The organism is Nocardia takedensis NBRC 100417 (assembly GCF_000308695.1).
Taxonomy (GTDB): Bacteria; Actinomycetota; Actinomycetes; order Mycobacteriales; family Mycobacteriaceae; genus Nocardia; species Nocardia takedensis.
The window spans coordinates 71,238-93,602 of record NZ_BAGG01000077.1 but is presented as its reverse complement, the minus strand read 5'-3'; the positions used below and the strand labels follow the sequence as shown (position 1 = coordinate 93,602).

24 protein-coding genes are annotated in these 22,365 nt (G+C 70.2%); 12 read left to right on the top strand and 12 right to left on the bottom strand.

Annotated elements, in window-relative coordinates; translation table 11 throughout:
- Positions 1–8 precede the first annotated feature (8 nt).
- Both ON30_RS16365 and ON30_RS16360 read right to left on the bottom strand, forming a co-directional pair.
- Positions 9–1,058: a 3-oxoacyl-ACP synthase III family protein gene (locus ON30_RS16365; RefSeq protein WP_040708112.1), complete on the bottom strand. Its 1,050-nt coding sequence runs from the start codon at positions 1,056–1,058 to the stop codon at positions 9–11.
- Positions 1,059–1,489: 431 nt separating this feature from the next.
- Positions 1,490–2,161 carry a TetR/AcrR family transcriptional regulator gene (locus ON30_RS16360; protein WP_040708111.1) on the bottom strand — a complete coding sequence of 224 codons (672 nt, stop codon included), beginning with the start codon at positions 2,159–2,161 and terminating at the stop codon, positions 1,490–1,492.
- A 111-nt stretch (positions 2,162–2,272) separates the two neighbouring features.
- On the opposite strand from ON30_RS16360, the gene ON30_RS16355 reads away from it, so the two are divergent.
- From ON30_RS16355 to ON30_RS16340, 4 genes are read left to right on the top strand one after another with little or no spacing between them, the layout of a single operon-like run.
- The gene (locus ON30_RS16355; protein WP_040708110.1) at positions 2,273–3,148 is read left to right on the top strand and encodes a metal-dependent hydrolase; all 876 of its coding nucleotides are present in this window, start codon (positions 2,273–2,275) and stop codon (positions 3,146–3,148) included.
- 47 nt (positions 3,149–3,195) lie between these two features.
- The gene (locus ON30_RS16350; protein WP_083911444.1) at positions 3,196–4,206 is read left to right on the top strand and encodes a PDR/VanB family oxidoreductase; all 1,011 of its coding nucleotides are present in this window, start codon (positions 3,196–3,198) and stop codon (positions 4,204–4,206) included.
- Between the two features lie 15 nt (positions 4,207–4,221).
- Positions 4,222–5,706, top strand: coding sequence for a flavin-containing monooxygenase (locus ON30_RS16345; protein WP_040708106.1), 1,485 nt, complete (start codon positions 4,222–4,224; stop codon positions 5,704–5,706).
- On the top strand, positions 5,703–6,626 hold the full coding sequence (locus ON30_RS16340; protein WP_083911439.1) for a short-chain dehydrogenase/reductase: 924 nt from the start codon (positions 5,703–5,705) through the stop codon (positions 6,624–6,626). Before ON30_RS16345 ends, ON30_RS16340 begins: the two co-directional genes overlap by 4 nt.
- 9 nt (positions 6,627–6,635) lie before the next feature.
- Here the strand turns inward: ON30_RS16340 and ON30_RS16335 are convergent, their stop codons facing one another.
- Positions 6,636–7,334 (bottom strand): TetR/AcrR family transcriptional regulator, encoded by a 699-nt coding sequence (locus tag ON30_RS16335; protein WP_040708104.1) that lies wholly within the window; start codon positions 7,332–7,334, stop codon positions 6,636–6,638.
- Between the two features lie 147 nt (positions 7,335–7,481).
- Between ON30_RS16335 and ON30_RS16330 the strand changes: the two genes are divergently transcribed.
- From ON30_RS16330 to ON30_RS16320, 4 genes are all read left to right on the top strand, one after another.
- A complete protein-coding gene (locus tag ON30_RS16330) occupies positions 7,482–9,056 on the top strand; it encodes a succinic semialdehyde dehydrogenase (RefSeq protein ID WP_040708103.1) in 1,575 nt (524 codons plus the stop codon).
- A 13-nt stretch (positions 9,057–9,069) separates the two neighbouring features.
- Entirely contained in the window at positions 9,070–9,900 is an 831-nt protein-coding gene (locus ON30_RS16325; RefSeq protein ID WP_040708101.1) for an SDR family NAD(P)-dependent oxidoreductase, read from the top strand.
- 113 nt (positions 9,901–10,013) lie between these two features.
- Entirely contained in the window at positions 10,014–10,280 is a 267-nt protein-coding gene (locus tag ON30_RS39215; protein WP_169334921.1) for a hypothetical protein, read from the top strand.
- Complete coding sequence (locus ON30_RS16320; protein WP_040708099.1) at positions 10,222–10,533, top strand: hypothetical protein; 312 nt, start codon at positions 10,222–10,224, stop codon at positions 10,531–10,533. The genes ON30_RS39215 and ON30_RS16320 overlap by 59 nt, the downstream gene beginning before the upstream one ends.
- A gap of 17 nt (positions 10,534–10,550) precedes the next feature.
- On the opposite strand, the gene ON30_RS16315 is transcribed toward ON30_RS16320, so the two are convergent.
- Both ON30_RS16315 and ON30_RS16310 read right to left on the bottom strand, forming a co-directional pair.
- A complete protein-coding gene (locus tag ON30_RS16315) occupies positions 10,551–11,384 on the bottom strand; it encodes a putative protein N(5)-glutamine methyltransferase (protein WP_245554081.1) in 834 nt (277 codons plus the stop codon).
- 189 nt (positions 11,385–11,573) lie between these two features.
- Positions 11,574–12,446, bottom strand: a complete 873-nt coding sequence (locus tag ON30_RS16310) for a YdcF family protein (RefSeq protein WP_040708094.1) — start codon at positions 12,444–12,446, stop codon at positions 11,574–11,576.
- A gap of 172 nt (positions 12,447–12,618) precedes the next feature.
- On the opposite strand from ON30_RS16310, the gene ON30_RS16305 reads away from it, so the two are divergent.
- Positions 12,619–13,470: a bifunctional 5,10-methylenetetrahydrofolate dehydrogenase/5,10-methenyltetrahydrofolate cyclohydrolase gene (locus ON30_RS16305; RefSeq protein ID WP_040708092.1), complete on the top strand. Its 852-nt coding sequence runs from the start codon at positions 12,619–12,621 to the stop codon at positions 13,468–13,470.
- A gap of 4 nt (positions 13,471–13,474) precedes the next feature.
- Here ON30_RS16305 and ON30_RS36175 read toward each other — a convergent pair whose 3' ends face one another.
- Entirely contained in the window at positions 13,475–14,212 is a 738-nt protein-coding gene (locus ON30_RS36175; protein ID WP_051029429.1) for a DUF8176 domain-containing protein, read from the bottom strand.
- 259 nt (positions 14,213–14,471) lie between these two features.
- On the opposite strand from ON30_RS36175, the gene ON30_RS16295 reads away from it, so the two are divergent.
- A complete protein-coding gene (locus ON30_RS16295) occupies positions 14,472–16,226 on the top strand; it encodes an ABC transporter ATP-binding protein (RefSeq protein WP_040708090.1) in 1,755 nt (584 codons plus the stop codon).
- 64 nt (positions 16,227–16,290) lie between these two features.
- Here the strand turns inward: ON30_RS16295 and ON30_RS16290 are convergent, their stop codons facing one another.
- Complete coding sequence (locus ON30_RS16290) at positions 16,291–17,052, bottom strand: L,D-transpeptidase (protein ID WP_040708089.1); 762 nt, start codon at positions 17,050–17,052, stop codon at positions 16,291–16,293.
- 189 nt (positions 17,053–17,241) lie between these two features.
- Positions 17,242–17,913, bottom strand: a complete 672-nt coding sequence (locus ON30_RS16285) for a cyclodeaminase/cyclohydrolase family protein (RefSeq protein WP_051029428.1) — start codon at positions 17,911–17,913, stop codon at positions 17,242–17,244.
- A 141-nt stretch (positions 17,914–18,054) separates the two neighbouring features.
- Here ON30_RS16285 and ON30_RS16280 point away from each other — a divergent pair, with 141 nt between their 5' ends.
- A complete protein-coding gene (locus tag ON30_RS16280) occupies positions 18,055–19,092 on the top strand; it encodes an LLM class F420-dependent oxidoreductase (RefSeq protein ID WP_040708088.1) in 1,038 nt (345 codons plus the stop codon).
- Positions 19,093–19,158: 66 nt separating this feature from the next.
- Here the strand turns inward: ON30_RS16280 and ON30_RS16275 are convergent, their stop codons facing one another.
- The 3 genes from ON30_RS16275 to ON30_RS16265 all read right to left on the bottom strand — a co-directional run bounded on the left by ON30_RS16275 (position 19,159) and on the right by ON30_RS16265 (position 20,470).
- Positions 19,159–19,494, bottom strand: coding sequence for an STAS domain-containing protein (locus ON30_RS16275; protein ID WP_051029427.1), 336 nt, complete (start codon positions 19,492–19,494; stop codon positions 19,159–19,161).
- A 222-nt stretch (positions 19,495–19,716) separates the two neighbouring features.
- Positions 19,717–20,196 carry a bacterioferritin gene (gene bfr, locus ON30_RS16270; RefSeq protein WP_040708085.1) on the bottom strand — a complete coding sequence of 160 codons (480 nt, stop codon included), beginning with the start codon at positions 20,194–20,196 and terminating at the stop codon, positions 19,717–19,719.
- Positions 20,197–20,278: 82 nt separating this feature from the next.
- Positions 20,279–20,470: a (2Fe-2S)-binding protein gene (locus ON30_RS16265; protein WP_040708084.1), complete on the bottom strand. Its 192-nt coding sequence runs from the start codon at positions 20,468–20,470 to the stop codon at positions 20,279–20,281.
- A 296-nt stretch (positions 20,471–20,766) separates the two neighbouring features.
- On the opposite strand from ON30_RS16265, the gene ON30_RS16260 reads away from it, so the two are divergent.
- Positions 20,767–21,690, top strand: coding sequence for a DUF1206 domain-containing protein (locus ON30_RS16260; RefSeq protein WP_083911443.1), 924 nt, complete (start codon positions 20,767–20,769; stop codon positions 21,688–21,690).
- Here ON30_RS16260 and ON30_RS16255 read toward each other — a convergent pair.
- On the bottom strand, positions 21,687–22,343 hold the full coding sequence (locus ON30_RS16255) for a class I SAM-dependent methyltransferase (RefSeq protein WP_040708083.1): 657 nt from the start codon (positions 22,341–22,343) through the stop codon (positions 21,687–21,689). The genes ON30_RS16260 and ON30_RS16255 overlap by 4 nt on opposite strands.
- Positions 22,344–22,365 lie beyond the last annotated feature (22 nt).

Here is a 22,365-nt window from a genome sequence, read left to right as displayed (position 1 = left end):
GCGGACCCCTAGACTTTCAGCGAGGAGATGGTGGTCGAGACGAACCCGGTGACGATGCCCGAGGCGGCGGGGATCATCAGCAATTTCGATCCCGCGGGCAGGCTCTGCTGACTCAACTGGTCGTGCAGCACGATGAAATGCGAAGTGGTCGAGGTGTTCCCGTACTTGTCGATGACGCGCAGGTCCGGCGGCATCGGTGCCTTGAACTCGCGTTCGCAGATCGCGTTCATCCACGGGATCGCGGCCGCGCCGAACTGGTGGTGGATGACGTAGTCGAATGCCTCGTCGGCGAATTCGCGCCCGCGCGCGGCCAGGTAGGAGCGTTGGGCATTGGTGCCGAGCAGGAAGCGGTCCTCGTTGTGCATACGGCGGTTGTCGGTGTAGAGGGCGACACCGTTGGATTTGCCGCTGGGCATGCCCAGACACAGGTTGGAGTACTCCGAGGCGGTCATCAGTTCGATGTAGTGGATCTTGTCGGCGTCGTCCACGGCTTCGTCGAGGATGACCGCGGCGGCCGAATCGCCCACCGACAGCGAGGCGAACTGCAGGTCGTACTTCTCCGAGATCTCCGCGACGGCGGTGTCGGCGATGGGCGTGATGGCCTCGCCGCTGACGACCATGCCGTTGCGGACCGCGCCGGAGCGGATCATCCGGTCCAGAAGGTAGGTGCCGGTGAGCATTCCGGCGCAGGCGTTGGAGACGTCGAAGGAGATCGCCACGGGCGCGCCGAGTTCACGGGCCAGCGAGCCCGCGAAGGAGGGTTCCATGTACATGCGGGTGGCGTGGCGGCTGCGGGTGATCGAGGTGGAGATGATCACGTCGAGATCCGCTGCGGCATATCGTGATCGCGACAGGCAGTCCTGGGCGGCCTTGAGCGCGAGGGCGTAGGAGTCCTCGTAGTTGTCGGGGCTGGTGTCGTGGACCCGGCGTTCGCGTACGCCGGTGATCTTCTCCAGGTCGAAGGAGGGGGCCTGGGACAGCCGGGACAGCAGTTCCCGGGTGGTCAGGACCGTCGAGGGGAGGTAGGCACCGATGGATTCGAATCGAGAATGCGACACGAGCGCTCCTGGAGATCGCTGTCGGGACACGGTTCCGGGATCTGCGCTGATCGTCGGCGGGGCAGGACGTTACCCGAGAGTAACTACGAATGCGCAAGCTCGCGCGGCGGCGCTCGGAGCGTCGCGCGCGACTTGTCAAGGTTGGCGGCTCGTGAAGTCTCACGAACTTGTGACCGGCCGGCAATGGGAGGTGGTAGACCTCGAGAAGGGGGTGTCCGCAGCGACTTTCGCCGGCTCGTCGGCGAGTTGCGGCGTGGGCGATCGGCAATCTGGTTACCGATCGGCTAGCTGCATTGGCGCACAAGCCTTCTCGGGGAACGATGAGACCGTAGACGGATCTACTGTGAGGGACTTCACGTAACGGCGGTCGACTGCGGACCGTCTGGTTTCAGATTGTGAGACGTCCCAACGCCCCCGTGCGGGACGTCCCGCTAGGAGGTCTCCGACTCGGCGGGCGTCGAGCGCACCAGCGAGATGCCGACCAGTAGCCGGGTCGCGTGCTCGTCGAAGCGATCCCGCGGCACCGCGATCGAGCCCTCCAGCCACGGCCGGTACAAGTAGGCCAGCGTGCCGAAGATGGCGTTGGCGTTGAGGGTGCTGTCGAGCTGGTCGGGAGCCGGATCGCGGTAGTCGCCCGCGCCGATCGTCAACGCGATGGGGGCGGTGAACAATTCGATGAGCTCGTCGGCGTGCGCGGTGAGCGCGGGGGTGGCCTGGGATTCGACGAACATGATCCGGCCGCGGCGACGGTCCTCGGTGAGGTAGTCGGTGAAGGCCGACACGCAGTGACGGAACATGGCGTCGCGGTCGATCGGCGCGGTGGTCAGCGCGTCGAGCAGGCGATCGCGCGCGGCCAGCACCACCGTCTCGAGGACGGTGGTCAGCAGCGCGTCGAGGTTGGTGAAGCTCTCGTAGAAGTAGCGCTCGGTCAACTGCGCCTGACGGCAGATCCCGCGCATGGAGATCTCGGCCGCGCCCACGGTGCCCATCAGTTCGACCCCCGCGTTGATCAACTGTTCGCGGCGGGCGGTGATCCGCTCGGCGGGGGCCAGTCCGCGCCAGCGGCGCATACCGGGGGGAGTCGGTTCCGAATCGGCGACCATGCCCCGATCCTCTCATATCGAGAAGTTGACATCACGTGATGTTGACAGCACTTGATTTCAGTTTTACATTTCTGGGGTCCGGTTTCAGCGACGAGACGTGAGGACCACGAGATGGGTTCTGCCCCGTATGCCGATGAGGCACACGCCATCCATGCCCGCGATGTCGAGTTCGACTTCGATTCGGTGCCCATGCACTACATCCCGGGTGAGGTCATGGCGACCCACATCATCAATGTGATGCACCTGGTGCTGCCCGAAGGCGAACGCGCGATGGCGCAGGCGCTGTCGGAGGCGCTGCCCCTGATCGATGACGAACGGCTGGCCGAGGAGGTCCGCGGCTTCATCGGCCAGGAATCCATGCACGCCAGTTCGCACGAGAAGGCGCGACAGCAGCTCGAGAAGATCGGGCTCGAGGTCGGCCCGATGGTCGAGCTGATGTCCTGGATGGTCGACCGCCTGCTCGGCGACCACGGCCTGACCGGGCGCGCCAAGCACGCCTGGCTGTGCGAGCGCCTGGCCCTGTTCGCGGGCATGGAGCACTACACCGCCGTCATCGGCGAGTGGCTGCTCACCAACGACAAGCTCGAGGAAGCCGGAATGCACCCGGCGATGCTCGACCTGATCCGCTGGCACGGCGCCGAAGAGGTCGAGCACCGCAGTGTGGTCTACGACGCCTACATGTACGTCGACGGCAGTTATGCCCGTAAGGCCAGGCACGCCCTGCTCGCCTCGACCGGCCTGCTCGCGCTGTTCGTGGCCTCCAGCGGCTACCTGTTCGCCCGCGACCCCGAGCCCGCCAAAGGCCGCTGGTGGCCGTTGCAGCTGGCCAGTGCCTCGCTGCGCGGCGTCGTGCCGAGCTGGACCACCTTCTTCACCGAGATCCCGCGCTACCTGCGCCCCGGCTTCCACCCCTCCCAATTGGGGCCGATGGACAACGCGCTGCGCTACCTGGCGCAGTCGCCGGCCGCCCGCGGGAGCCAGTCGTGACCGAGGGCTACCGCCCGCACGCCGGCGTGCGCCTGATCGCCTCGGCGATGGACGCCTACAAGCTGGTCTTCGTGCAGACCGCCGCGGCCCGGGTGCTCTCGCGCCCGCGGCCGGTCCGGCGCAGCGGCTTCGACCGCACGGTGGTGATCGACCGGATCGAGCGCGAAGCCGAGGACGTGCTGAGCCTGACCCTGCGCGACCCGGCCCGCGACCTGCTGCCGGTCTGGACGCCCGGCGCGCATCTGGACGTCTTCCTGCCCTCGGGCAAGCAGCGGCAGTACTCGCTCAACGGCGATCCGGCCGACCGCGCGAGCTACCGGATCTCGGTGCGCCGCATCGAGGAGGGCGGCGGCGGTTCCCGCGAGGTGCACGACACCCTGCGCGTCGGCGACCGACTCCGCATTCGCGGCCCCCGCAATGCCTTTCCCTACATCACCGCCGCGTCCTACGTCTTCGTCGCGGGCGGCATCGGGATCACCCCGATCCTGCCCATGGTCGCCGAAGCGGCCCGCGCGGGCATCCCGTGGCGACTGGTCTACCTCGGCCGGTCCCGCGCGAGCATGCCGTTCCTGGCGGAATTGGAACGCCTGCCCGGCGGCGACCTGGTGGTCCGACCCGACGACGAATTCGGCCTCGCCGAACCCGCCGACCTCATCGACCGGGTGACCCCCGACGCCGCGGTCTACGTCTGCGGACCGCCGTCGATGATGGACGCCGCCTGGCTGCGACTGCGCGCCCTGAATCCCTCGGTCGCGCTCTACACCGAACGCTTCTCCCCGCTGCCGGTGCGCGACGGCGTCGAATTCGACGTGACCCTGCGCCGCACCGGCCGCACCGTGCGGGTCGGGGCGGACGAGACGGCCCTGGCGGCCATCCGCCGCGTCGTGCCCTCGGTGACCTACTCCTGCCGGCAGGGTTTCTGCGGCTCCTGCAAGGTCGCCGTCCTGGACGGGACGGTCGAGCACCGCGACCGGCTGCTGAGCGCGGCCGAGCGCGCGGACTCGATGCTGACCTGCGTATCCCGTTCGCGCGGTGGCGAACTCACGCTCGATCTGTAAAGGACTGGCTGACCCATGGCCGTTGACATTCCCGCCCACGTGTCCGTCGCCGTCATCGGCGCGGGGATCGCGGGCATCGGTCTCGCGGTGAAACTGCGCGAGGCGGGCATCGAGGACTTCCTGATCCTGGAACGCGCCGAGGACCTCGGCGGCACCTGGCTGGCGAACACCTATCCCGGCGCGGCCTGCGACGTCCCCTCGCACCTGTACTCCTATTCCTTCGCGCCCAACCCGAACTGGTCGCGCACCTACGGCACCCAACCCGAGATCCTGGCCTACCTGCGGCGCGTGGTCGCCGACCACGGCGTGCGCGGGCACATGCGCTTCGGCGCGGACCTGATCGAGGCGCACTGGGACGAGGACGCGAACCGCTGGCGGCTGCGCACGGGCGCGGGGGAGTTGACCGCCGACGTGCTGATCTCGGCCGTGGGTCCGTTCAGCGAGGCGCAGATCCCGGCGCTGCCCGGTCGGGAGAAGTTCGCGGGCGTCCAATTCCATTCGCTGCACTGGGATCACGACCACGACCTGACCGACCGCCGGGTGGCCGTCATCGGCACCGGGGCCTCTGCGGTGCAGTTCATCCCGGAGATCGCCCCGAAGGTCCGCACGCTGACGGTGTTCCAGCGTTCGGCCCCCTGGATCGTCTCGCGCCTGGACCGCACGACGACCGGCGTCGAACGCGCGATGCTGCGCCGGATGCCGGTGCTCGGCAAGGCCATTCGCGGCGCGGTCTACGCGGGAATCGAGGGCTTCGGCCTGGTCGGCTTCGTGGACAAGCGTTTCCGCCACCCCTTCGAGACGCTGTCGAAACTGCAACTGCTGCGCCAGGTCCGCGACCCCGAACTGCGCCGCAAACTCACCCCCGACTATGTCATCGGCTGCAAGCGCGCCATCTTCTCCGACGCCTACTTCCCGGCGTTGACCCGCCCCAACGTCGAGGTGGTCACCGCGGGGATCAAGGAGATCCGCGCGCACTCGATCGTGACCGCCGACGGCGTCGAACATCCCGTCGACACCCTGATCTGGGGAACCGGATTCGGCGTGCCCGCCGGTGTTTTCGAGCGCGTCCACGGCGCGGACGGCCGGTCCATCGCCGACCACTACCGTGAGCGGCCCAGCAGCTACCTCGGCGCGGCGGTGGCGGGCTTCCCGAACTTCTTCTGCACGCTGGGCCCGTTCGGCGCGGCGGGCAACCAGTCCGCGATCTTCATGATCGAGGCGCAGGTCCAGTACATCGTGGACGCGCTGAAGACGTTGCGCGAGCGCGGCGTGGCGCGCGTGGAGGTCAAGGACGAGGTGCAGGCGGCGTTCCTGGACGAAGTAGCCGAACGCAGTCGCGAGACGGCGTGGTTGACCGGCGGGTGCCGCAGCTACTACCAGACCGCCGACGGCCACAACGCCGGGCTGTACCCGAACTGGAGTTTCGAGTACCGCAACCGCACCCGCCGTTTCGACGCCGAATCCTACGAACTCGACACCTGCGAAGCGAGCCTGCGATGAACCTGGCCGACCTGCTCCCGTTGCGTCGCCTGCTGGCCGCGGCGCCCGCCCTGTCCCAGGGCGCGGGCGCCCTCGACCCGCGCGGCAAGGTCGTGCTGATCACCGGCGCGGCCACCGGGATCGGCCGGGCGCTGGCCGAGGACCTGATCGCGCGCGGTGCGTCGGTGGCGATCCTGGACATCGACGGCGCGGCCGCCGATGCCGCGGCGAAGGCGCTGGGCGACAACGCTTTCGCCCGCACCGCCGACGTGGCCGACCGGGCCGCCATGCGCGCCGCGGTCGAGGCGGTGCACGAGCGGTTCGGCCGCTTGGACGTGGTCGTCGCCAACGCGGGCGTGGTGCCGGAACCGGCCACCATCGCCACCATGGACCCGGCCGAATTCGATCGGGTGGTCGGCATCAACCTGGTCGGGGTGTTCAACACCGTGCATCCCGCGCTGCCGCACGTCATCGACGCGGGTGGGCACGTCGTGGTGGTGTCCTCGGCGGCGGCCTTCGCCCCCGGCATGGCCGGTTCGCCGTATATGACCACCAAGGCCGCCGTCGAGCAGTTCGGCCGCGCGCTGCGCGTCGAACTGGCCGCGGTCGGCGCCACCGCCGGGGTCGCCTACTTCGGCATCGTGGAGACCGCGATGACCCACGGCACCCTCGACGGCGACGAATTGGGCCGCGCGGTGGGCGAACTGCTGCCGTGGCCGCTCAACCGCCGCATCACCGCGGCCGAGGCGGCGACCTCGGTGGTCGAGGGCATCCTGCGTCGCGCGCCGCGCACCATCGCGCCCGCGCAGTGGGAGCCCTACGCGCTGTTCCGCGGCGCGATCAACGTCGTGCTGGACGACCGATTGACCCGCGATCCGCGCGTGCGCGAGTTGATCCACCGGGTCGAGGAGCGGGTGCGGGCCCGCCGGGCCGCTTCCTGAGCCCGCGTCTCACGGCTCGGCAAACAACCCGGGCAGCGTGAGCGCGTATTCGACGTCGGCCCGGGTGCCCAGGGTGGTCAACAGCACCCGGATCATGGTCAGCCGGGCCGCGGCGACCGTCTCCGGATCGGGTTGCGCCCCCGCGCCCGCCTCGGCGGAGATGCGATAGACCACGTACTCGCACACGTGCAGCGCCGCGTTCAGGTCCAGGGGACTGGGCACCGGCCTGCCGAGATCGGTGAAGGCCGTGCGGACCGCCGCGCGAATGTCGGCGAAGGCGAGTTCCCGGTAGTGCGAGACCGGGGAGGCCGGGTCGTGCAGTTCGGCGAACAGCGGGCGCAGCATCGGCCCGTGTCCGCGCGCCCAGTCCAGGTAGGCGTCGATCAGGCCGATGCCGAGTTCCACCGGTTGATCGGTGCCCGACAGCGCGCCGACGATCCCGCCGACCAGGCCCGCGTTGGACGCGGTGAGCAGGACGTGCAGCGGTTCCAGCGCGTTGGCGAAGTAGCGGTAGAAGGTGGGCCGCGCCAGACCGGCCTGTTCGATGATCTGGGCGACGCTGAGTCCGCGCGAGCCCCCGCGGGTGAACACCTCGGCGGTGGCGGCCACGATCCGGGCCCTGACCTCGTCGGCCTGCTCCCGTGTCTGCGGCGGCCTGCCGCGCCGCGCGGTGGCGGTGTCGGCGGCCGCTGAGCCCTCGATCGACATGGTGATCCCTCACATCGGCGGCCTGGCGGAACTGTGTCGGACACCGGAGAGCTTGACACGATCTCCGGCGACGGTATTAATCTAACACTAGTGTTCATTTAATAGCTGGGACCGTCCGCAGCACCCCGTCACCAGAGAGGTCGACCCATGACGACCACCGCACGGCAGGCCGCCGAACCCACCGCGCTGCCCTCGGCGCTGGTGGGACAACTGCTCGCGCACGCCGTCGCGGGCGGCGCGCCCTCGGTCGAGATCCACGCGCCCGCCACCGGCGCGAAGCTCGCCGACCTGCCCCAGTCCTCCACCGACGACATCGAACGCGCCTTCGCCACCGCGCGCGCCGCCCAGCGCGACTGGGCCCGCACGCCCGTGCGCGAGCGCGTCGCCGTTCTGCGCCGCCTGCACGACATCGTGCTCGCCGAACAGTCGACCATCCTCGACATCGTCCAGCTCGAGACCGGCAAATCGCGCGCGCACGCCTTCGACGAGGTCGGCGATGTCGCGGTCAACGCCCGCTACTACGCCTCGGTCGCCGCGCGCCTGCTGGCCGACCGCAAGCCGCGCGGCGTGCTGCCCGTGCTCACCAAGGTCGACGTGCGCCACCGCCCCAAGGGCGTCGTCGCGGTCATCTCGCCGTGGAACTATCCGCTCGCGCTCGCCGTCTCCGACGCCCTGCCCGCCCTGGTCGCCGGCAACGCGGTCGTCGCGCGACCGGACAACCAGACCGCGCTGACCGCGCTGTGGGCCATCGACGCCGCCGAACGCGCCGGACTGCCGCGCGGGCTGTGGCAGGCCGTGCTCGGGCGCGGATCGGTCATCGGCGGTGAGGTCATCGGCCGCGCCGACTACGTCGACTACACCGGTTCGAGCGCCACCGGACGCACCATCGCCCAGCAGGCCGGACAGCGCCTGATCGGCTACTCGCTCGAACTCGGCGGCAAGAACCCGCTGCTGGTGCTCGCCGACGCCGACGTCTCGCGCGCCGCCAGGATCGCGGTGCGCGCCTGCTTCGCCTCCGCCGGTCAGCTGTGCGAATCCATCGAACGCATCTACGTCCACCAGGACGTCCACGACCGCTTCGTCGCCGAATTCGTCGACCGGGTGCGCGCGCTGCGCCTCGGCAGCGGCTTGGACTACGACACCGACATCGGCTCGCTGACCTTCCCGCGCCAACTCGACACCGTCACCGAGCACGTGGACGACGCGGTCGCCAAGGGCGCCACCGTCCTCGCGGGCGGCAAGGCGCGCCCCGACCTGGGCCCGTACTTCTACGAGCCCACCGTGCTCGCCGACGTCGGCCCCGGCATGACGGTCTACCGCGAGGAGACCTTCGGCCCCGTCGTCTCGATCTACCGGGTCGGCAGCGACGACGAAGCCGTCGACGCCGCCAACGACACCGCCTACGGCCTCAACGCCAGCGTGTGGACCAAGGACACCGCCCGCGGCCGCGAGATCGCCGCGCGCATCGACGCGGGCTCGGTCAACGTCAACGAAGGGTTCATCGCGGCATGGGGCAGCGCCGACGCGCCCTCGGGCGGGCTCGGGATCTCCGGCACCGGCCGCAGGCACGGTCCCGAGGGGCTGCTCAAGTACGTCGACACCCAGACCATCGCGACCCAGCGGGTCCTGCCCATCGCGCCGCTGCCGGGCATGTCGGAACACCTGTGGGCCAAGACCATGACGCTGTACTTCGGCGTCATGAAGACGCTGCGGCAGAAGTGAGGAACGGACTCCGATGAAGCTCGAAACGGTCGCGGACAAGAAGGTGCTGGTCACCGGCGCGGCGATGGGACTGGGCAAGCTGTTCGCCGAACGCGCCGTGCGCGAGGGCGCCGCCGATGTCGTGCTGTGGGACATCGACGAAGCCCGGGTCAAGGAGACCGCCGCCGAACTGGCCGCGCTCGGCGGCCGGGTGCACCACCACGTGGTCGACGTGGCCGACCGCGACGCCATCGCGACGGCCGCCGCGGCGGTGCGCGAGCAGGTCGGCGACATCGACATCCTGGTCAACAACGCGGGCATCGTGCGCGGCAACAGCTACTTCTGGGAGACCACCGACCCCGCCGACATCGACAAGACCATGGCGATCAACTCCCTGGCCCCGATGCACATCACGCGGGAATTCCTGCCCGCGATGGTGCGCGGCAACGGCCAGGCGCGCGTGCTCACCATCGCCTCCTCGGCCGGGCTGGTGTCCAACCCGCGCATGAGCGTCTACGCGGCCTCGAAATGGGCGGCGCTGGGCTGGTCGGATTCGGTGCGCATCGAACTGGAACAGGCGGGCCACCAGCACGTCAAGGTGACCACGGTGTGCCCGACCTACATCGACACCGGCATGTTCGACGGCGCGAAAGGCTTCTGGTTCACCCCGATCCTGCGCCAGGACGCCGTGGTCGACACCTCCTGGAAGCAGATGAAGGCCGGCACACCGCTGGTCGTGCTGCCCTGGACCTCGCGCCTGAACAAGGCGCTCTCGGGCATCCTGCCGATCAAGGCGCGCGACCTGTTCCTCAACACCGTGGGCGTCTACCACTCGATGGACGCGTTCACCGGACGCGCCGAGTAATACCCCTGGGTACGGCGGTAATACCTTGGTATTATCGACACACAATGCAATACGAGTGGTGGTTCGGAGCCGGTGAACATCTCCGGCGGGCCGGGATCGAGTCATGGGAGGTCATGGAGGTCCTGTACTCGCCGCAACGCTGGCCACGGCCCGCCCGCACCCCCGAAGGACTCCCGGTCCTGACGGTGTGGGGGCGGACCGAGCAGGGGCGTCCGGTGGTCGTGCTGCTGCGGCAGCCCGCCCAGGGGGCGTGGGAGATCGTCATGGCGGCCCCGATGCGACCGCACCAGGTGCACGAGTACGAAGCATGGGAGGTCAGCGATGAAGGATCGACGCCCGAGCGAGGATCCGGGAGCATTCCTGGACTCGCTGACCTATGACGACACGGCCCCCACACCGGTCCTGCCCCCGACCAGTGCCGAACTCGAACAGGCCATGTCGGTGGTGCGCTCGCTGAAGATGTCCCCGGAACTGGACCGGCGGGTCAAGGAGACCGCCGCCGTCCACGGCGTCACCCAATCCATGCTGATCCGCCAATACATCGAAATGGGCCTGGCCGCCGAACAACCCGAACGCATGATCCCGCTCTCCGACGCCATCCGCGTCCTGTCCAACCTCCGCCCCTCCGCCTGAGAATCGGCCGCGAGCCCTCAGCCCGCCCCGTCGTCTCGGCGACCGAGGACCGCTGTCGCGTCGTGGTTCGCGGACGTGGCGATTCGCGCGGTGAGCCCGTGGCCGGCGAGGAGGGTGGCGGCGGAATCGGCTTGGGTCCGGCTCTCCTCGACCAGGAGCAGGCCGGCGGGAGCCAGCCAGGTCGGGGCGCTCGCCGCCACCCGGCGCAGGACGTCGAGGCCGTCGGGGCCGCCGTCGAGGGCGCGGCGGGGTTCGTGGTCGCGGGCTTCCGGCGGCATGCGGGCGATCATCGCGGTCGGGACGTACGGGGTGTTGCACAGCAGGACATCGATCCGGCCGCGCAGGACGGCGGGCAGCGGGGCGAACAGATCGCCTTCGAGGACGGTCGCGTCGAAGTCCGCGAGATTGGCGCGCGCGCAGGCCACCGACGCGGCATCGATGTCGGCCGCCCACACCTCCACCGCCACGCCCGCGCGGGTCAGCCGGGTGGCCAGCGCGGCGCCCAACGCGCCCGACCCGCAGCACAGGTCCAGGATCGTCGCGCGGTCGATCTCGCGGGTGAGCACAGCTTCGGCGGCCGAGGCGACCAGCCACACGCTGCGCTGCCGTGGCACGAACACGCCGGGCGCGACACCGATCCGCAGGCCGTCGAATTCCGCCCAGCCCACCAGATGTTCCAGCGGTTCGCCCGCGATCCGCCGCGTCACCAGTGCTTCCAAGCGAGGGGCATCGCCCGCGGACTCGATCAGCAGCGTCGCTTCGTCCTCGGCGAAGACACAGCCCGCCCCGCGTAGGCGCGCGGTGATCTCCGCGTGCGACGCGTTCACCTCGGCCGACCGGTCCCTGTCCACCGCGTCATCCTGCCCGCCCGCCGTCAGGCCCGCCAGGACATTTCGCGCGCCGCCCGCACCACCCGCGCCTACGAGGGAAGCGCAGGGGCCGCATCGTATGAGGGTGAGGCCGCTGTTCGGGCGATGTCCGCTGTTGGGGAATGACGCCGCCCGCCCCGAGGTTCGGGACGGGCGGGATCGGGGTGCGGGTCAGCGGGAGGTGGCGAGTTGGAAGGTGCGGGTGGCGTCGAGGTAGATGCCGCGCTGGTTGGGCCGCGAGGGCGGGGGCAGGTAGGAGACGAGCTGATCCATCGAGGTGGTCGCGCCGACGACGTTGGTGCCCGCGACGATGAAATCGGCCACCGCGCGGCGGATGTGGTTCGGGGAGGTGACCACCACCGCGCTGTTCGCGCCCAGGTCGCGCAGGAGCCTGGTGCTGAACAGGGCGTTCTGCACGGTCGACCCCGAGCGGGTCTCGGTGTACACGCGGTTGCCCGGCAGCCCGTGCCCGACCAGCCAGTTCCGCATGGCCTCGGCCTCGGTGATGCCGTTCTGCGGCGCGCCGCCGGTCACGATGACGGGGGACATGGGGGAGGCGACCGCTTGGATCCAGGCGGCCGTGAGCCTGTTGACCAGTTCGGGGCGCAGCGAGCCGTCCGGGAGCAGACCGTAGCCGAGCACCACGATCCCGGTCTGCGGACCCACCAGCGCGGGCAGCGGATTGGGCAGGGTGCCGACCGCGGCGGCGATGGCGCGCAGCACGTTGTCGGTGCCCGCGGCCATGCCGGGGTCGACGGCGTTGAGCCTGCCCATCGCGTCGGCGAGGGCGGGCAGGTCGTTGGCGAAATGCGACCAGATCGCCTGCAGGGACAGCGCCTCCACGTCGGCGGGGTCGGCGCCGATCAGCGCGCGCAGGTCGGCGCGTCCCGCGGCGTCGTCGCCGTCGGTGAAATTGCGCTGCGCGGAGTTGTAGAGCGCGTCGGTCTCGGGGCCCGCGTGGGCGGGCGTTCCGGCGACGCCGGTGAGGGCGAAGGCCGCGCACGACGCCGCGACCAGGGATTTCCAGTGCCTCGAGATCTTCACTACAGTTGACACCTTTCCACGTGCGAAACGGGTTTCGGCGAGTCAGTCGGCAGTGGCCGGGGGCAAACCGTCCTCACGATACGACCGGCGACCGGGTTCGCCGCGCAATTGCGCGGGGCTCGCGGAGGTGGTGTCGCGGGCGGGTCCGCGTCCCCCGATAGGGTGGGACCCCGTGGATACCGTTTCGCTGACCGGCAAGGAACTCGCCGCCGCCCTCAACGCCGACACCAAGGAGCGCGCCGCCGCGCTCACCGCGAGCGGTCCCGCGCCGCGCCTGGCCCTCGTCGTCGCCAACGACGACCCCGCCAGCGCCTGGTACGTCAACTCCCTGCGCAAAGCCGCCGAGCGGCTCGGAATCGCCTGCGACCGCATCGATCTGGGGGCCGAGGCGAGCGCGGCCGCGATCCGCGAGGAACTGACCGCGCGCGGCGGGGACGACGCCGTCGACGCGATCATGCTCCAGACGCCGCTGCCCGCCGGGGTCACCCTCGACGACGTGTCCTCGGCCATCGCCGCCCACAAGGACGTCGACGGTGTCGCTCCGCTGTCGCTGGGGCTGCTCGCGGCCGGGCTGGACGGATTCGTCCCGGCCACCTCCGAGGCGGTCGTGGAACTGCTCAAGCACCACGGGATCCCGCTGGCGGGCAAGCATGTCGCGGTGGTGGGGCGCTCCAATGTCGTCGGCAAGCCGCTGGCCCAGTTGCTGCTTGCCGAGAACGCGACGGTGACGATCGCGCATTCGCGCACCACCGACCTACCCGCCGTCACCTCGGCCGCCGATGTCGTGGTGGCGGCGGCCGGGCGCATCGGCCTGGTGACCGGCGCGCACGTCCGCGAGGGCGCGGTCGTGGTGGACGTGGGCACCAACGAGGCGGCCGACGGGAGCATCGTCGGCGACGTCGAGGCGGAGTCGGTGCGCGGCAAGGCCGCCGCGCTGAGTCCGGTGCCCGGCGGCGTCGGACCGGTGACCACGGCCCTGCTGATGCGCCACGTGGTCGTGGCGGCGGAGAAGGCGCGCGGCTGAGCCGCTAGGGCGCGGGCGCGATCCCGGTGATCAGCGTCCGGTCGCCCACCCGCGCGGTGCTCACGGCCTGGGTGTTGTAGGTGAACGCCGCGGTGCCCGGCCGGTATTCGGTGACCGTCACCAGGTATTGGCCCGTCACCGCGCCGGGCGTCATGCTCACGCAGTGCGTGGTGCCGGCCGGGATGGTGTCGATGCCCTGCTGGATGGCGGGCGCGGCCGACACCGCGGCCTGGTCGGAGACGGCCGTGCGGGCCAGCGTGCCCGACCGCGCGACGTAGTAGGCGTACTGGAAGGCGAAGATGGCGGCCGGGCCGGAGTCCAGGTTGCCGGCACCGTTGCCCTGGATGCGGTCGCCGACGCGTTCGGCCGGACAGCGGGCGGGGACCGGGTTGCCCGCGGCGGAGGCGGGCACGATGACGATCTCGGTCGGCGTGGCGGAGGCCACCGACTGCGGCGCGGGACCGCCGCGGAACTGGAGCAACGCCACCGCGAGCAGGACGGCGGCGGCGACCGACCCGGCCAGCGGGACCAGCCAGCGGGGCGCGCCGCGGCGGCGGCCGGATCGATCGATCAGGCGGGAGAAGGCGTCCGGTTCGCCCAGCGGCGTGGGATCGGGTGCGGGTCGCGGATCGGGTGCGGGATCGAAGCGCGGTAGGTGCAGGGGTTCGGTGGGCGCGTCGTCCATCCAGCGCGCCCAGCCCTCGGCCCGCCCCGGCCGCACGCCCATGTCGGGTCGATCCATTGCCCCGCCTCCATCAGGTCGCACCGTGAAGTTCGTTCCCACACGCTGTATGCCGCCCCCGGAACGATACTGCCAGTGTGCTTTCCCCGACATACCTCATCCGCGCGTGCGGTGAGCGGCGTATCGAAACCGTTCTGTCGCAGCCGATTCTATCCGGGGTTCGCGCGCGGCGTCGGGAACGTCCGCCCGGGTGCGCGCGGAAGTAGGCCGCGGATGGGTGATACTCGGTGTCACCGGCTGATTTCGGAAGGAGGCCCCCGTGCCCGGACCTCGCCTGCGCCGGATCTTCCGGTTGTTCGGCCCCTACCGTGGTCGGCTGGCGACGGTGCTGGCCCTGGTCGGGCTGTCCTCGCTGGTCGCGCTGGTCTCGCCGTTCCTGTTGCGCGCGATCCTCGACGACGCGCTGCCGCACGGCCGCACCGGCCTGCTGACGCTGCTGGCCGCGGGCATGGTCGCCGTCGCCGCGCTGACCAGCGTCTTCTCGGTGCTGCAGACCTATATCTCGACCGCGGTCGGGCAGGAGGTCATGCACGATCTGCGCGCGGCGGTCTACGCGGGCCTGCAGCGGATGCCGCTGTCGTTCTTCACCGCCACCCGCACCGGCGAGGTGCAGTCGCGCATCGCCAACGACATCGGCGGGATGCAGTCGACGGTGACCTCCACCGCCACCTCCCTGGTCGCGAACTTCACCACCGTGCTCGCCTCGGTGGTGGCGATGATCGCGCTGGACTGGCGGTTGACGCTGGTCTCGCTGGCGATGCTGCCGCTGTTCGTGTGGATCAGCCGCCGGGTCGGCGACGAACGCCGACGCATCACCGGGGAGCGCCAGCGCAAATTGGCCGCGATGTCGGCGCAGGTCGAGGAGTCGCTGTCGGTGAGCGGGGTGCTGCTGGGACGCACCATGGGCCGTGCGCCCGCCCTGGTCGAGAACTTCGCGCGCGAATCGCGCGGCCTGGTCGATCTGGAGATCCGGGCCAACATGGCGGGTCGCTGGCGGCAGTCGACCATCCAGATCGTGCTGGCCGCGATGCCCGCGGTGATCTACTGGGTGGCCGGGCTGACGATGACGGCAGGGACGCCGCTGGTCACCCTCGGCACCCTGGTCGCCTTCACCACCCTGCAAGCCGGCCTGCTGCGGCCGACGGTGATGTTGCTCGGCACGGGCGTCGCGCTGCAGAGTTCGCTGGCCCTGTTCGACCGCATCTTCGAGTATCTCGACCTCGAACCCGACATCCGGGAGGCCGCGGAGCCGACGCCGCTGCCGCGACCGCGCGGTGAGGTGCGGTTCGAAGGGGTCTGCTTCGCCTACGAACCGGGCGGGCGGGCCGTCCTGGACGACATCGACCTGACCGTCGCGGCGGGCAGCAGTCTGGCCGTGGTGGGGGAGACCGGGTCGGGCAAGACCACCCTGGGTTATCTGGTCGCCCGCCTCTACGATGTCGACCGCGGGCGCGTCACGATCGACGGCGTGGACGTGCGGGCGGTGTCGTTCGCGGATCTGGCCGCCGCGGTCGGCGTGGTCGCCCAGGAGACCTACCTGTTCCACGCCTCGGTCGCCGAGAATCTGCGCTTCGCGCGACCGGAGGCCACCGACGCCGATCTCGAGGCCGCCGCGCGCGCGGCGCGCATCCACGATCACATCGCCTCGCTGCCCCGCGGCTACGACACCGTCGTGGGCGAACGCGGCTACCGGTTCTCCGGCGGTGAGAAGCAGCGCTTGGCGGTGGCGCGCACGATCCTGCGCGATCCGCCGGTGCTGCTGCTGGACGAGGCCACCAGCGCGTTGGACACCCGCACCGAACGCGAGGTGCAGGCCGCGCTCGACGCGCTCTCGCGCGGGCGCACCACGATCACCATCGCGCACCGCCTCTCGACGGTCCGCGACGCGGATCAGATCGTGGTCCTCGACAAGGGCGCGATCATCGAGCGCGGCACGCACGCGGAGTTGCTGCGCGAAGGCGGTCGCTACGCCGAACTGCTCGCGCGCGACGAGACGACGCTGACCGTCGCCTGAGCGAACGAGGCGGCGGCGCAACCGGAATCGGCGCATCCGCGGATGCGCCGGTCCCGGAACGCGGTCACCAGTGGATGGTCACCGGGTCGCCGACGCTCGCGTTGGAGTAGTACCAGGCGGCGTCGTCGGGGGCCAGGTTGATGCACCCGTGGCTGACGTTGGCATAACCCTGCGAATCCACCGACCAGGGTGCGGAGTGCACGAAAACGCCGCCCCAGGTGAGCCTTTCGGCGTATTCACCCTGGATGTAGTAGCCCTCGGAGGAATTGCGCGGGATGCCGATGGTGCTCGAGTCGAACACCACCGAACGGAACTTCTCCAGGATCGGGAAGGTGCCGGTCGGGGTCTCCCAACCCGGTTTGCCGAACGACGCGGGCATCACCCACACCACCTGGCCGCCGACACTGACGGTGAAGGTGTGCGCGGACATGTCGCCCTCGGCGACGACGCCCGCGTTGGTGACGAATTCGGTGCGCGCCGTGCCGTACCGTACCGAGACGGTGGCGTTGGCGGGCAGGAAATCCTTTGGCGTCCAGGATAATTCGGTGTCGCCGGCACCCCACGAATAGGTGCCGGTGAGCGGTTGCGTCGAACGGATGTCGAGGTTGCTCTCGGCGCGGGCCTTGTCGGCGACGGGAGCGGCGAAACGGACTGTCACGGGATGTGCGATGCCCACCAAACGATCAGGCCCCGGCGTGATGGCCGTGACCTTGTCGAGGGTGGGTGTTCCGATCATGGTCGCTGCCGCCGCACCGGACCCGAACACGGCCATCGTGATGGCCACGAACGCGAGGAACAGATGGCGTAGGGCGCCCCTCATTGGCATCCACCCCTTTCGAGATGGTGTGGTACGCGGAAATCCAGACTACGCCTTCATGATCAACCCAGTCGAGCCGAACGGGGCAGACCTGTTTCAGATGTGACGGATGAGTTCGAGGGGAATCCGAGGACGCCGATCCGCGCCGCGCTCAGCGGGAATCGGACGCTGAAACGGCGGCGGACAGCACCGGACGACTCAGGCGCGCACCGAGCGCAGCACCTCGCCGTAGAGCGCCTCGGCGCGTGCCGCGATTCCCTCCACGCGCACCAGCGCGGGGGCGAAGCGGTCGCCGTCCTCGGGAGCCAGCGAGACCAGGTTGATCTCGATGTTGAGCCGGGAACTGGTCGCGGCGGCGCGGGCGGCGTCGGCGGCGGCCCCGATGTCGGTGACGACGTTCGGGTTGCCGATCGGCAGCAGTTCGGCGGCCAGCGACAGCACCTCGTCGGCCTCGTCCACCACGGCGGCGGGCACCCGGGCCGCCTCGATCAGCGCGACCGTGATCGCGGCCTTGCGCGCCGCGGTCTCCTCGTCGGTGGCCTTGGGCAGCTTGTAGGCGGCGCCGACGGCGGTGAACGCGGCGGCGTCGGCGTCGACCAAGGCCAGCGAGCGGGCCCTGGCGGCGTCGGCGGCGTCGATGATCCGCTCGACGACGGTGCGGTGCTCGGCGTCCTTGGCCCGGGTCGTGTAGCGGGCGACCATCGCGACCAGCGCGGCGCCCTGCGCGGCGTGCAGCGCGGCGACGGCCCCGCCGCCGGGGGCGGGCGCCTTCGCGGCCAGCTCCGCGAGGTACTGCCCGATCCCGGTCGCGCCGAACGAGGCGGTTTCCGGTGCCGTGGTTTCCTGGCCTGCGGTGCTTGGCTGCGACACGGGGCTGGGGGCCTTTCGCTCGGTGAGACGGTCGGTGATCGACGTTTCACGCTACTCCGCGCTCACCGGTGGCCGGTGCGCGAGGCGGGCTCGGGTCGTGCCGGTGCGACGGCGCGTCGCGCCCGGGGATATGTTGAGCTCATGCGGATCGGACTGAGCATCAACTATTCGGGGGGCTTCAAGGAGGCCGCCGCCGAGGTCGCCGACCTCGAGCGCGCCGGCCTCGACGTCGTCTTCGTCCCCGAGGCGTACTCCTTCGACGCGGTCAGCGCCTTGGGCTACCTGGCCGCCAAGACCGATCGGCTGCAACTGGCCTCCGGCATCCTCCAGCTCTACACCCGGACCCCCAGCCTGACCGCGATGACGGCGGCGGGCCTGGATTTCGTGTCCGACGGCCGCTACATCCTCGGGCTCGGCGCCTCCGGACCGCAGGTGATCGAGGGCTTCCACGGCGTCCCCTACGACGCGCCGATCGGCCGCACCCGGGAACTGGTGGAGATCTGCCGCAAGGTCTGGCGGCGCGAGAAGCTCGAATACCAGGGCAAGTACTACACCATCCCGCTGCCCGAGGGCTCCGGCACCGGACTGGGCAAGCCGCTCAAGCTGATCAATCATCCGGTGCGCGAGCGCATCCCGGTGCTGCTGGCGGCGCTGGGCCCCAAGAACGTGCAGTTGACCGCCGAGATCGCCGAGGGCTGGCAGCCGATCTTCTTCCTGCCCGAGAAGGCCAAGGACGTGTGGGGCGAATCGCTGGACGCCGGTCTGGCCAAGCGTGATCCGGCGCTGGGCACGCTCGACATCTACGCCGGTCCGGCGCTGGCGATCGGCGAGAACGTCACGCCGCTGCTGGAATTCGTCAAACCCGCGCTGGCGCTCTACATCGGCGGCATGGGCGCGAAGTCGAAGAACTTCTATCACACCCTGGCCACCCGTTACGGCTACGGCGCCGCCGCCGACCGCATCCAGGAGCTGTACCTGGCGGGCAAGAAGGAGGAGGCCGCCAAGGCGGTCCCCGACGAGTTGGTGCGTGACGTCTCGCTGGTCGGTCCGCGCGGGTTCGTCGCCGAGCGGGTCGCGGCCTTCCGCGAGGCCGGGGTCACCGTGCTCAACGTGACGCCGTTGGCGGGCACGCCGGGCGAGCGGGTCAAGCTGATCGAGGAACTGCGCGAACTGGTCTGATCCGGGCGCGAATGGACGAGGCCGGGCCCCGACGGGGGCCCGGCCTCGACTCGTTCGGGGGCTCGCTCAGCCGCGCAGGCCCTCCAGCGCCGCTTCCAGCGTGGAGTACAGCGCGAAGACCTGGTCCAGGCTGGTCATCTTGAGCTGGCGACTGGTGGCGGGTCCGTCGGCGACGACCGCGATGGTGGTCGCCTCACCCGCGCGCTGATGCGCGGCCACCAGGGCGGCCATCCCGGCCGAGGCGAGGAAACCGACCCCGGACAGGTCGATGATCAGGGCGGCGGGTTTGTCGCCGAGGATGCCCTCGATCGCCGACTCCAGCGCCGGCGCGGTCGCCAGGTCGACCTCGCCGGACACCGTCAGCACGGTCGCGCCGTCGTGGGTGGTGACGGTGGTGCTCATCGTGTCCGCGAGGGGATACGCGTCTCCGGAAGTATTGGTCACGCTTTTCACAGCACACGAACTCGGGCGAATTCGCAACTCCGAGTCGCGCACGTGGGCGAACCCGCCGGACCGCCGGGGTGTGCACAGCGGGGGCGGCGGGGTAGGGGTGGTCGGCCGACGTGCGAGAACCCGCGACGGGGGCTGTTCCGTCACGGGACGGCGGCGACCGACCACCGTCGGTCAGTCTTCGTGCGCCTCGGTGTAACGCTGCAGGTAGAGTGCCTCGCCGAGCTTCTCGACCAGGTCGAGTTCGGTCTCGAGGTAGTCGACGTGCTTCTCCTCGTCCTCGAGGATGACCTCGAAGATGCGCGCGGAGGTGACGTCGCCGCGCGAGCGCATGAGGTCGATGCCGCCGCGCAGACGTTCCACGGCCTCGAGTTCGATCGCCAGATCGGCTCGCAGCTGTTCGGGCACGCTCTGTCCGATGCGCAGCGGGTTGAGCTTCTGGTAGTTCGGGAGCCCCTCGAGGAACAGGATCCGATCGGTGAGGATCTCCGCGTGCTTCATCTCGTCGATGGATTCGTGACGGGTGTACCGAGCCAGCTTGGGGAAGCCCCAGTTCTCCTGCATCTTGGCGTGCAGGAAGTACTGGTTGATCGCCGTGAGTTCGGCCGTCAGCTGCTCGTTGAGCAGCGTGATGATGTCCTGGTCGCCTTCCATGTGAGTGATGGTGGCACAGATCAGGCCCGGTCGTGCATAGACGACCGGGTGTGTCGGGTCTGGCAGCCGGGTGTGTCGCGTGTCAGGCGGCGGGCGTGGCGAGCGCCGACGCGAGCCTGGCGGTGCCGATGACCTCGGCCAATCGCGATGTACAGCTGCCGCAGCCGGGTTTCCAGCCGCAGGCGTTCTTCACTTGTCGGACGGTGCACGCGCCCGCTGCCACGCAGTCGTGGATGTCTCCTTCGGAGACCGCGTTGCAGATACAGACGTACATGACACCCTCGTCGGCAGGATCGTTGTTCGGGGCGTGAGGCTGATCCTCACCGAAGGTTAGCCTCCACTCGAGAGGTAAGCCTCCCCTAATGTATAGCAGCCGGACCCGCGAAACGGAATCCCCCGCCGCTCGCGATCTGGTGTCGGATCCGCCACCTCGTATTCCCGCTTCGGCGTGTCGCAATGGGACGCGCCGCGACACGCCGGTGAGTAACAGCCCTTGACGCCCCGGAATGCGATTCAAGCGTGTCGAACGGGCGCGCCAGGGCATTACCGGCCGTGAAGAAGGAGGCACCCATGAGCATCTTGCGCAACGACAGATATCGGCGATCGGCCCCGTACAGTCGGCGGAGTCGATGGGGCGGTTCGGGCGGACGTACCCGCCGCGGCTGGGGCAGGCGCGCCAGCGACTACCGTCGACGCCGGTCCACCACCTCGAGCGGCGTCGAGACCGCCGCCCGGTTCGGATTCCTGGCCCGCGGCGTCGCATTCGGCGTCCTCGGCATCCTGGCCTTCATGCTGGCGATCGGCACCGCGGAACACGAACCCGACCCGGGCGGCGCGATGGCCGCCGTGGCGAGCAAGCCGCTGGGCTACCTGCTGCTGTGGATCCTGGTGTTCGGCTTCGCCGCGCTGGCGATCTGGCGGGCGGTGCAGGTCGCCAACGCGCGCCGGACCTACTCCGGCGCGCACCGCCTCTACGCGATCGTCTCGGGCGTCGTCTACGCCCTCGCCTTCCTGGCGACCCTGCGCTACGTCTGGAACGGTCGCACCCCCGCGCCCAGCGACGCCGTCGCCCGCGACCTGTCCACGCGCATCCTGAGCTGGGACGGCGGTCAGGTCGTCCTGCTGGTGCTCGGCATCGGCATCCTGGTCTTCGGGATCTGGCAGACCCTGCGCGGTCTGCGCGCCGACTTCGTCGACGACCTGCGCATGGGCTGGATGACCCACGGCGCGCGCAGCGCGGTGATCTGGCTGGGCCGCTTCGGCTACGCCGCGCGCGGCGTGATCGTCGTCGCGATCGGGTTCGCGGCCATGGTGGCGGCGCTGAACTACGACGCCGCCGAGGCCAAGGGCATCGACGCGGTCCTGCGCGATTTCGCCGACAACCCCTTCGGCCCGTGGCTGCTCATGCTGGTGGCGCTGGGCCTGATCGCCTTCGGCGCGCTGTCCTTCCTCGAGGCCAAGCACCGCCGGACCTACGGCGGCGTCCCGGTCTAGGACGCGACTCGACGCACCCGCGCCGACCAGGCGGCGGTGTCGACCGGCTCCCCGGACGGGAGCTGATCGGCATCGCCGTCTTCGTCGTTCAGGCCGCGGCCGCGATAGGTGGACAGCGTCAGGTCCTCGATCGCCCAGTCCGGTCCGGTGAAGGAGTCGCGGATGATCGAGGCCGGGATGCGGGGTCCGCGCCCCGGTTGGGTGTCGGACAGGGCGAGCACCAGCACCACCCCGCCCGGCACGACCAGGCGGGCCAGCCCGCGCACGTAGTCGGCGCGCTGCTCGGGTTCCGTGCCGAAGACGTGGAACAGGGCGCTGTCCAGGACGGTGTCGAAGTCGCCGGGGAGCGGTGTCGCCGGGTCGGCGAGCGCGAGCATGTCGACCTCGGCGAATTTCGCGTCCACGCCCTTGGCGGCGGCGTTGGCCCGCGCCACCGCCAAGGCGCTCGGGGAGAAGTCGACGCCGAGCACGTCGTAGCCCAGCGCGGTCAGCGCGATGGTGTGCTCGCCCGCCCCGGTGCCGGGATCGAGGACGCGGCCGCCGATGAACCCGGCGCGTTCCATGGCCAGCACGGCGGGCTGGGGTTCACCGATCACCCAGGGCGCGGTGTCGTCGTCGTAGACGGAGTTCCAGGTCTGCGGGTCGCGTGTCATGACTCCAGTGTCGGACCTCGAG

Coding starts and splice junctions, on each gene's coding strand:
- ON30_RS16330 (WP_040708103.1), top strand. CDS start 7,482: ATGACGACCACCGCACGGCAGGCCGCCGAACCCACCGCGCTGCCCTCG.
- ON30_RS16320 (WP_040708099.1), top strand. CDS start 10,222: ATGAAGGATCGACGCCCGAGCGAGGATCCGGGAGCATTCCTGGACTCG.
- bfr (WP_040708085.1), bottom strand. CDS start 20,196: ATGGAAGGCGACCAGGACATCATCACGCTGCTCAACGAGCAGCTGACG.
- ON30_RS16345 (WP_040708106.1), top strand. CDS start 4,222: ATGGCCGTTGACATTCCCGCCCACGTGTCCGTCGCCGTCATCGGCGCG.
- ON30_RS39215 (WP_169334921.1), top strand. CDS start 10,014: ATGGAGGTCCTGTACTCGCCGCAACGCTGGCCACGGCCCGCCCGCACC.
- ON30_RS16335 (WP_040708104.1), bottom strand. CDS start 7,334: ATGTCGATCGAGGGCTCAGCGGCCGCCGACACCGCCACCGCGCGGCGC.
- ON30_RS16355 (WP_040708110.1), top strand. CDS start 2,273: ATGGGTTCTGCCCCGTATGCCGATGAGGCACACGCCATCCATGCCCGC.
- ON30_RS16360 (WP_040708111.1), bottom strand. CDS start 2,161: ATGGTCGCCGATTCGGAACCGACTCCCCCCGGTATGCGCCGCTGGCGC.
- ON30_RS36175 (WP_051029429.1), bottom strand. CDS start 14,212: ATGGATCGACCCGACATGGGCGTGCGGCCGGGGCGGGCCGAGGGCTGG.
- ON30_RS16265 (WP_040708084.1), bottom strand. CDS start 20,470: ATGTACGTCTGTATCTGCAACGCGGTCTCCGAAGGAGACATCCACGAC.
- ON30_RS16280 (WP_040708088.1), top strand. CDS start 18,055: ATGCGGATCGGACTGAGCATCAACTATTCGGGGGGCTTCAAGGAGGCC.
- ON30_RS16260 (WP_083911443.1), top strand. CDS start 20,767: ATGAGCATCTTGCGCAACGACAGATATCGGCGATCGGCCCCGTACAGT.
- ON30_RS16350 (WP_083911444.1), top strand. CDS start 3,196: ATGGACGCCTACAAGCTGGTCTTCGTGCAGACCGCCGCGGCCCGGGTG.
- ON30_RS16255 (WP_040708083.1), bottom strand. CDS start 22,343: ATGACACGCGACCCGCAGACCTGGAACTCCGTCTACGACGACGACACC.
- ON30_RS16325 (WP_040708101.1), top strand. CDS start 9,070: ATGAAGCTCGAAACGGTCGCGGACAAGAAGGTGCTGGTCACCGGCGCG.
- ON30_RS16290 (WP_040708089.1), bottom strand. CDS start 17,052: ATGCCAATGAGGGGCGCCCTACGCCATCTGTTCCTCGCGTTCGTGGCC.
- ON30_RS16340 (WP_083911439.1), top strand. CDS start 5,703: ATGAACCTGGCCGACCTGCTCCCGTTGCGTCGCCTGCTGGCCGCGGCG.
- ON30_RS16275 (WP_051029427.1), bottom strand. CDS start 19,494: ATGAGCACCACCGTCACCACCCACGACGGCGCGACCGTGCTGACGGTG.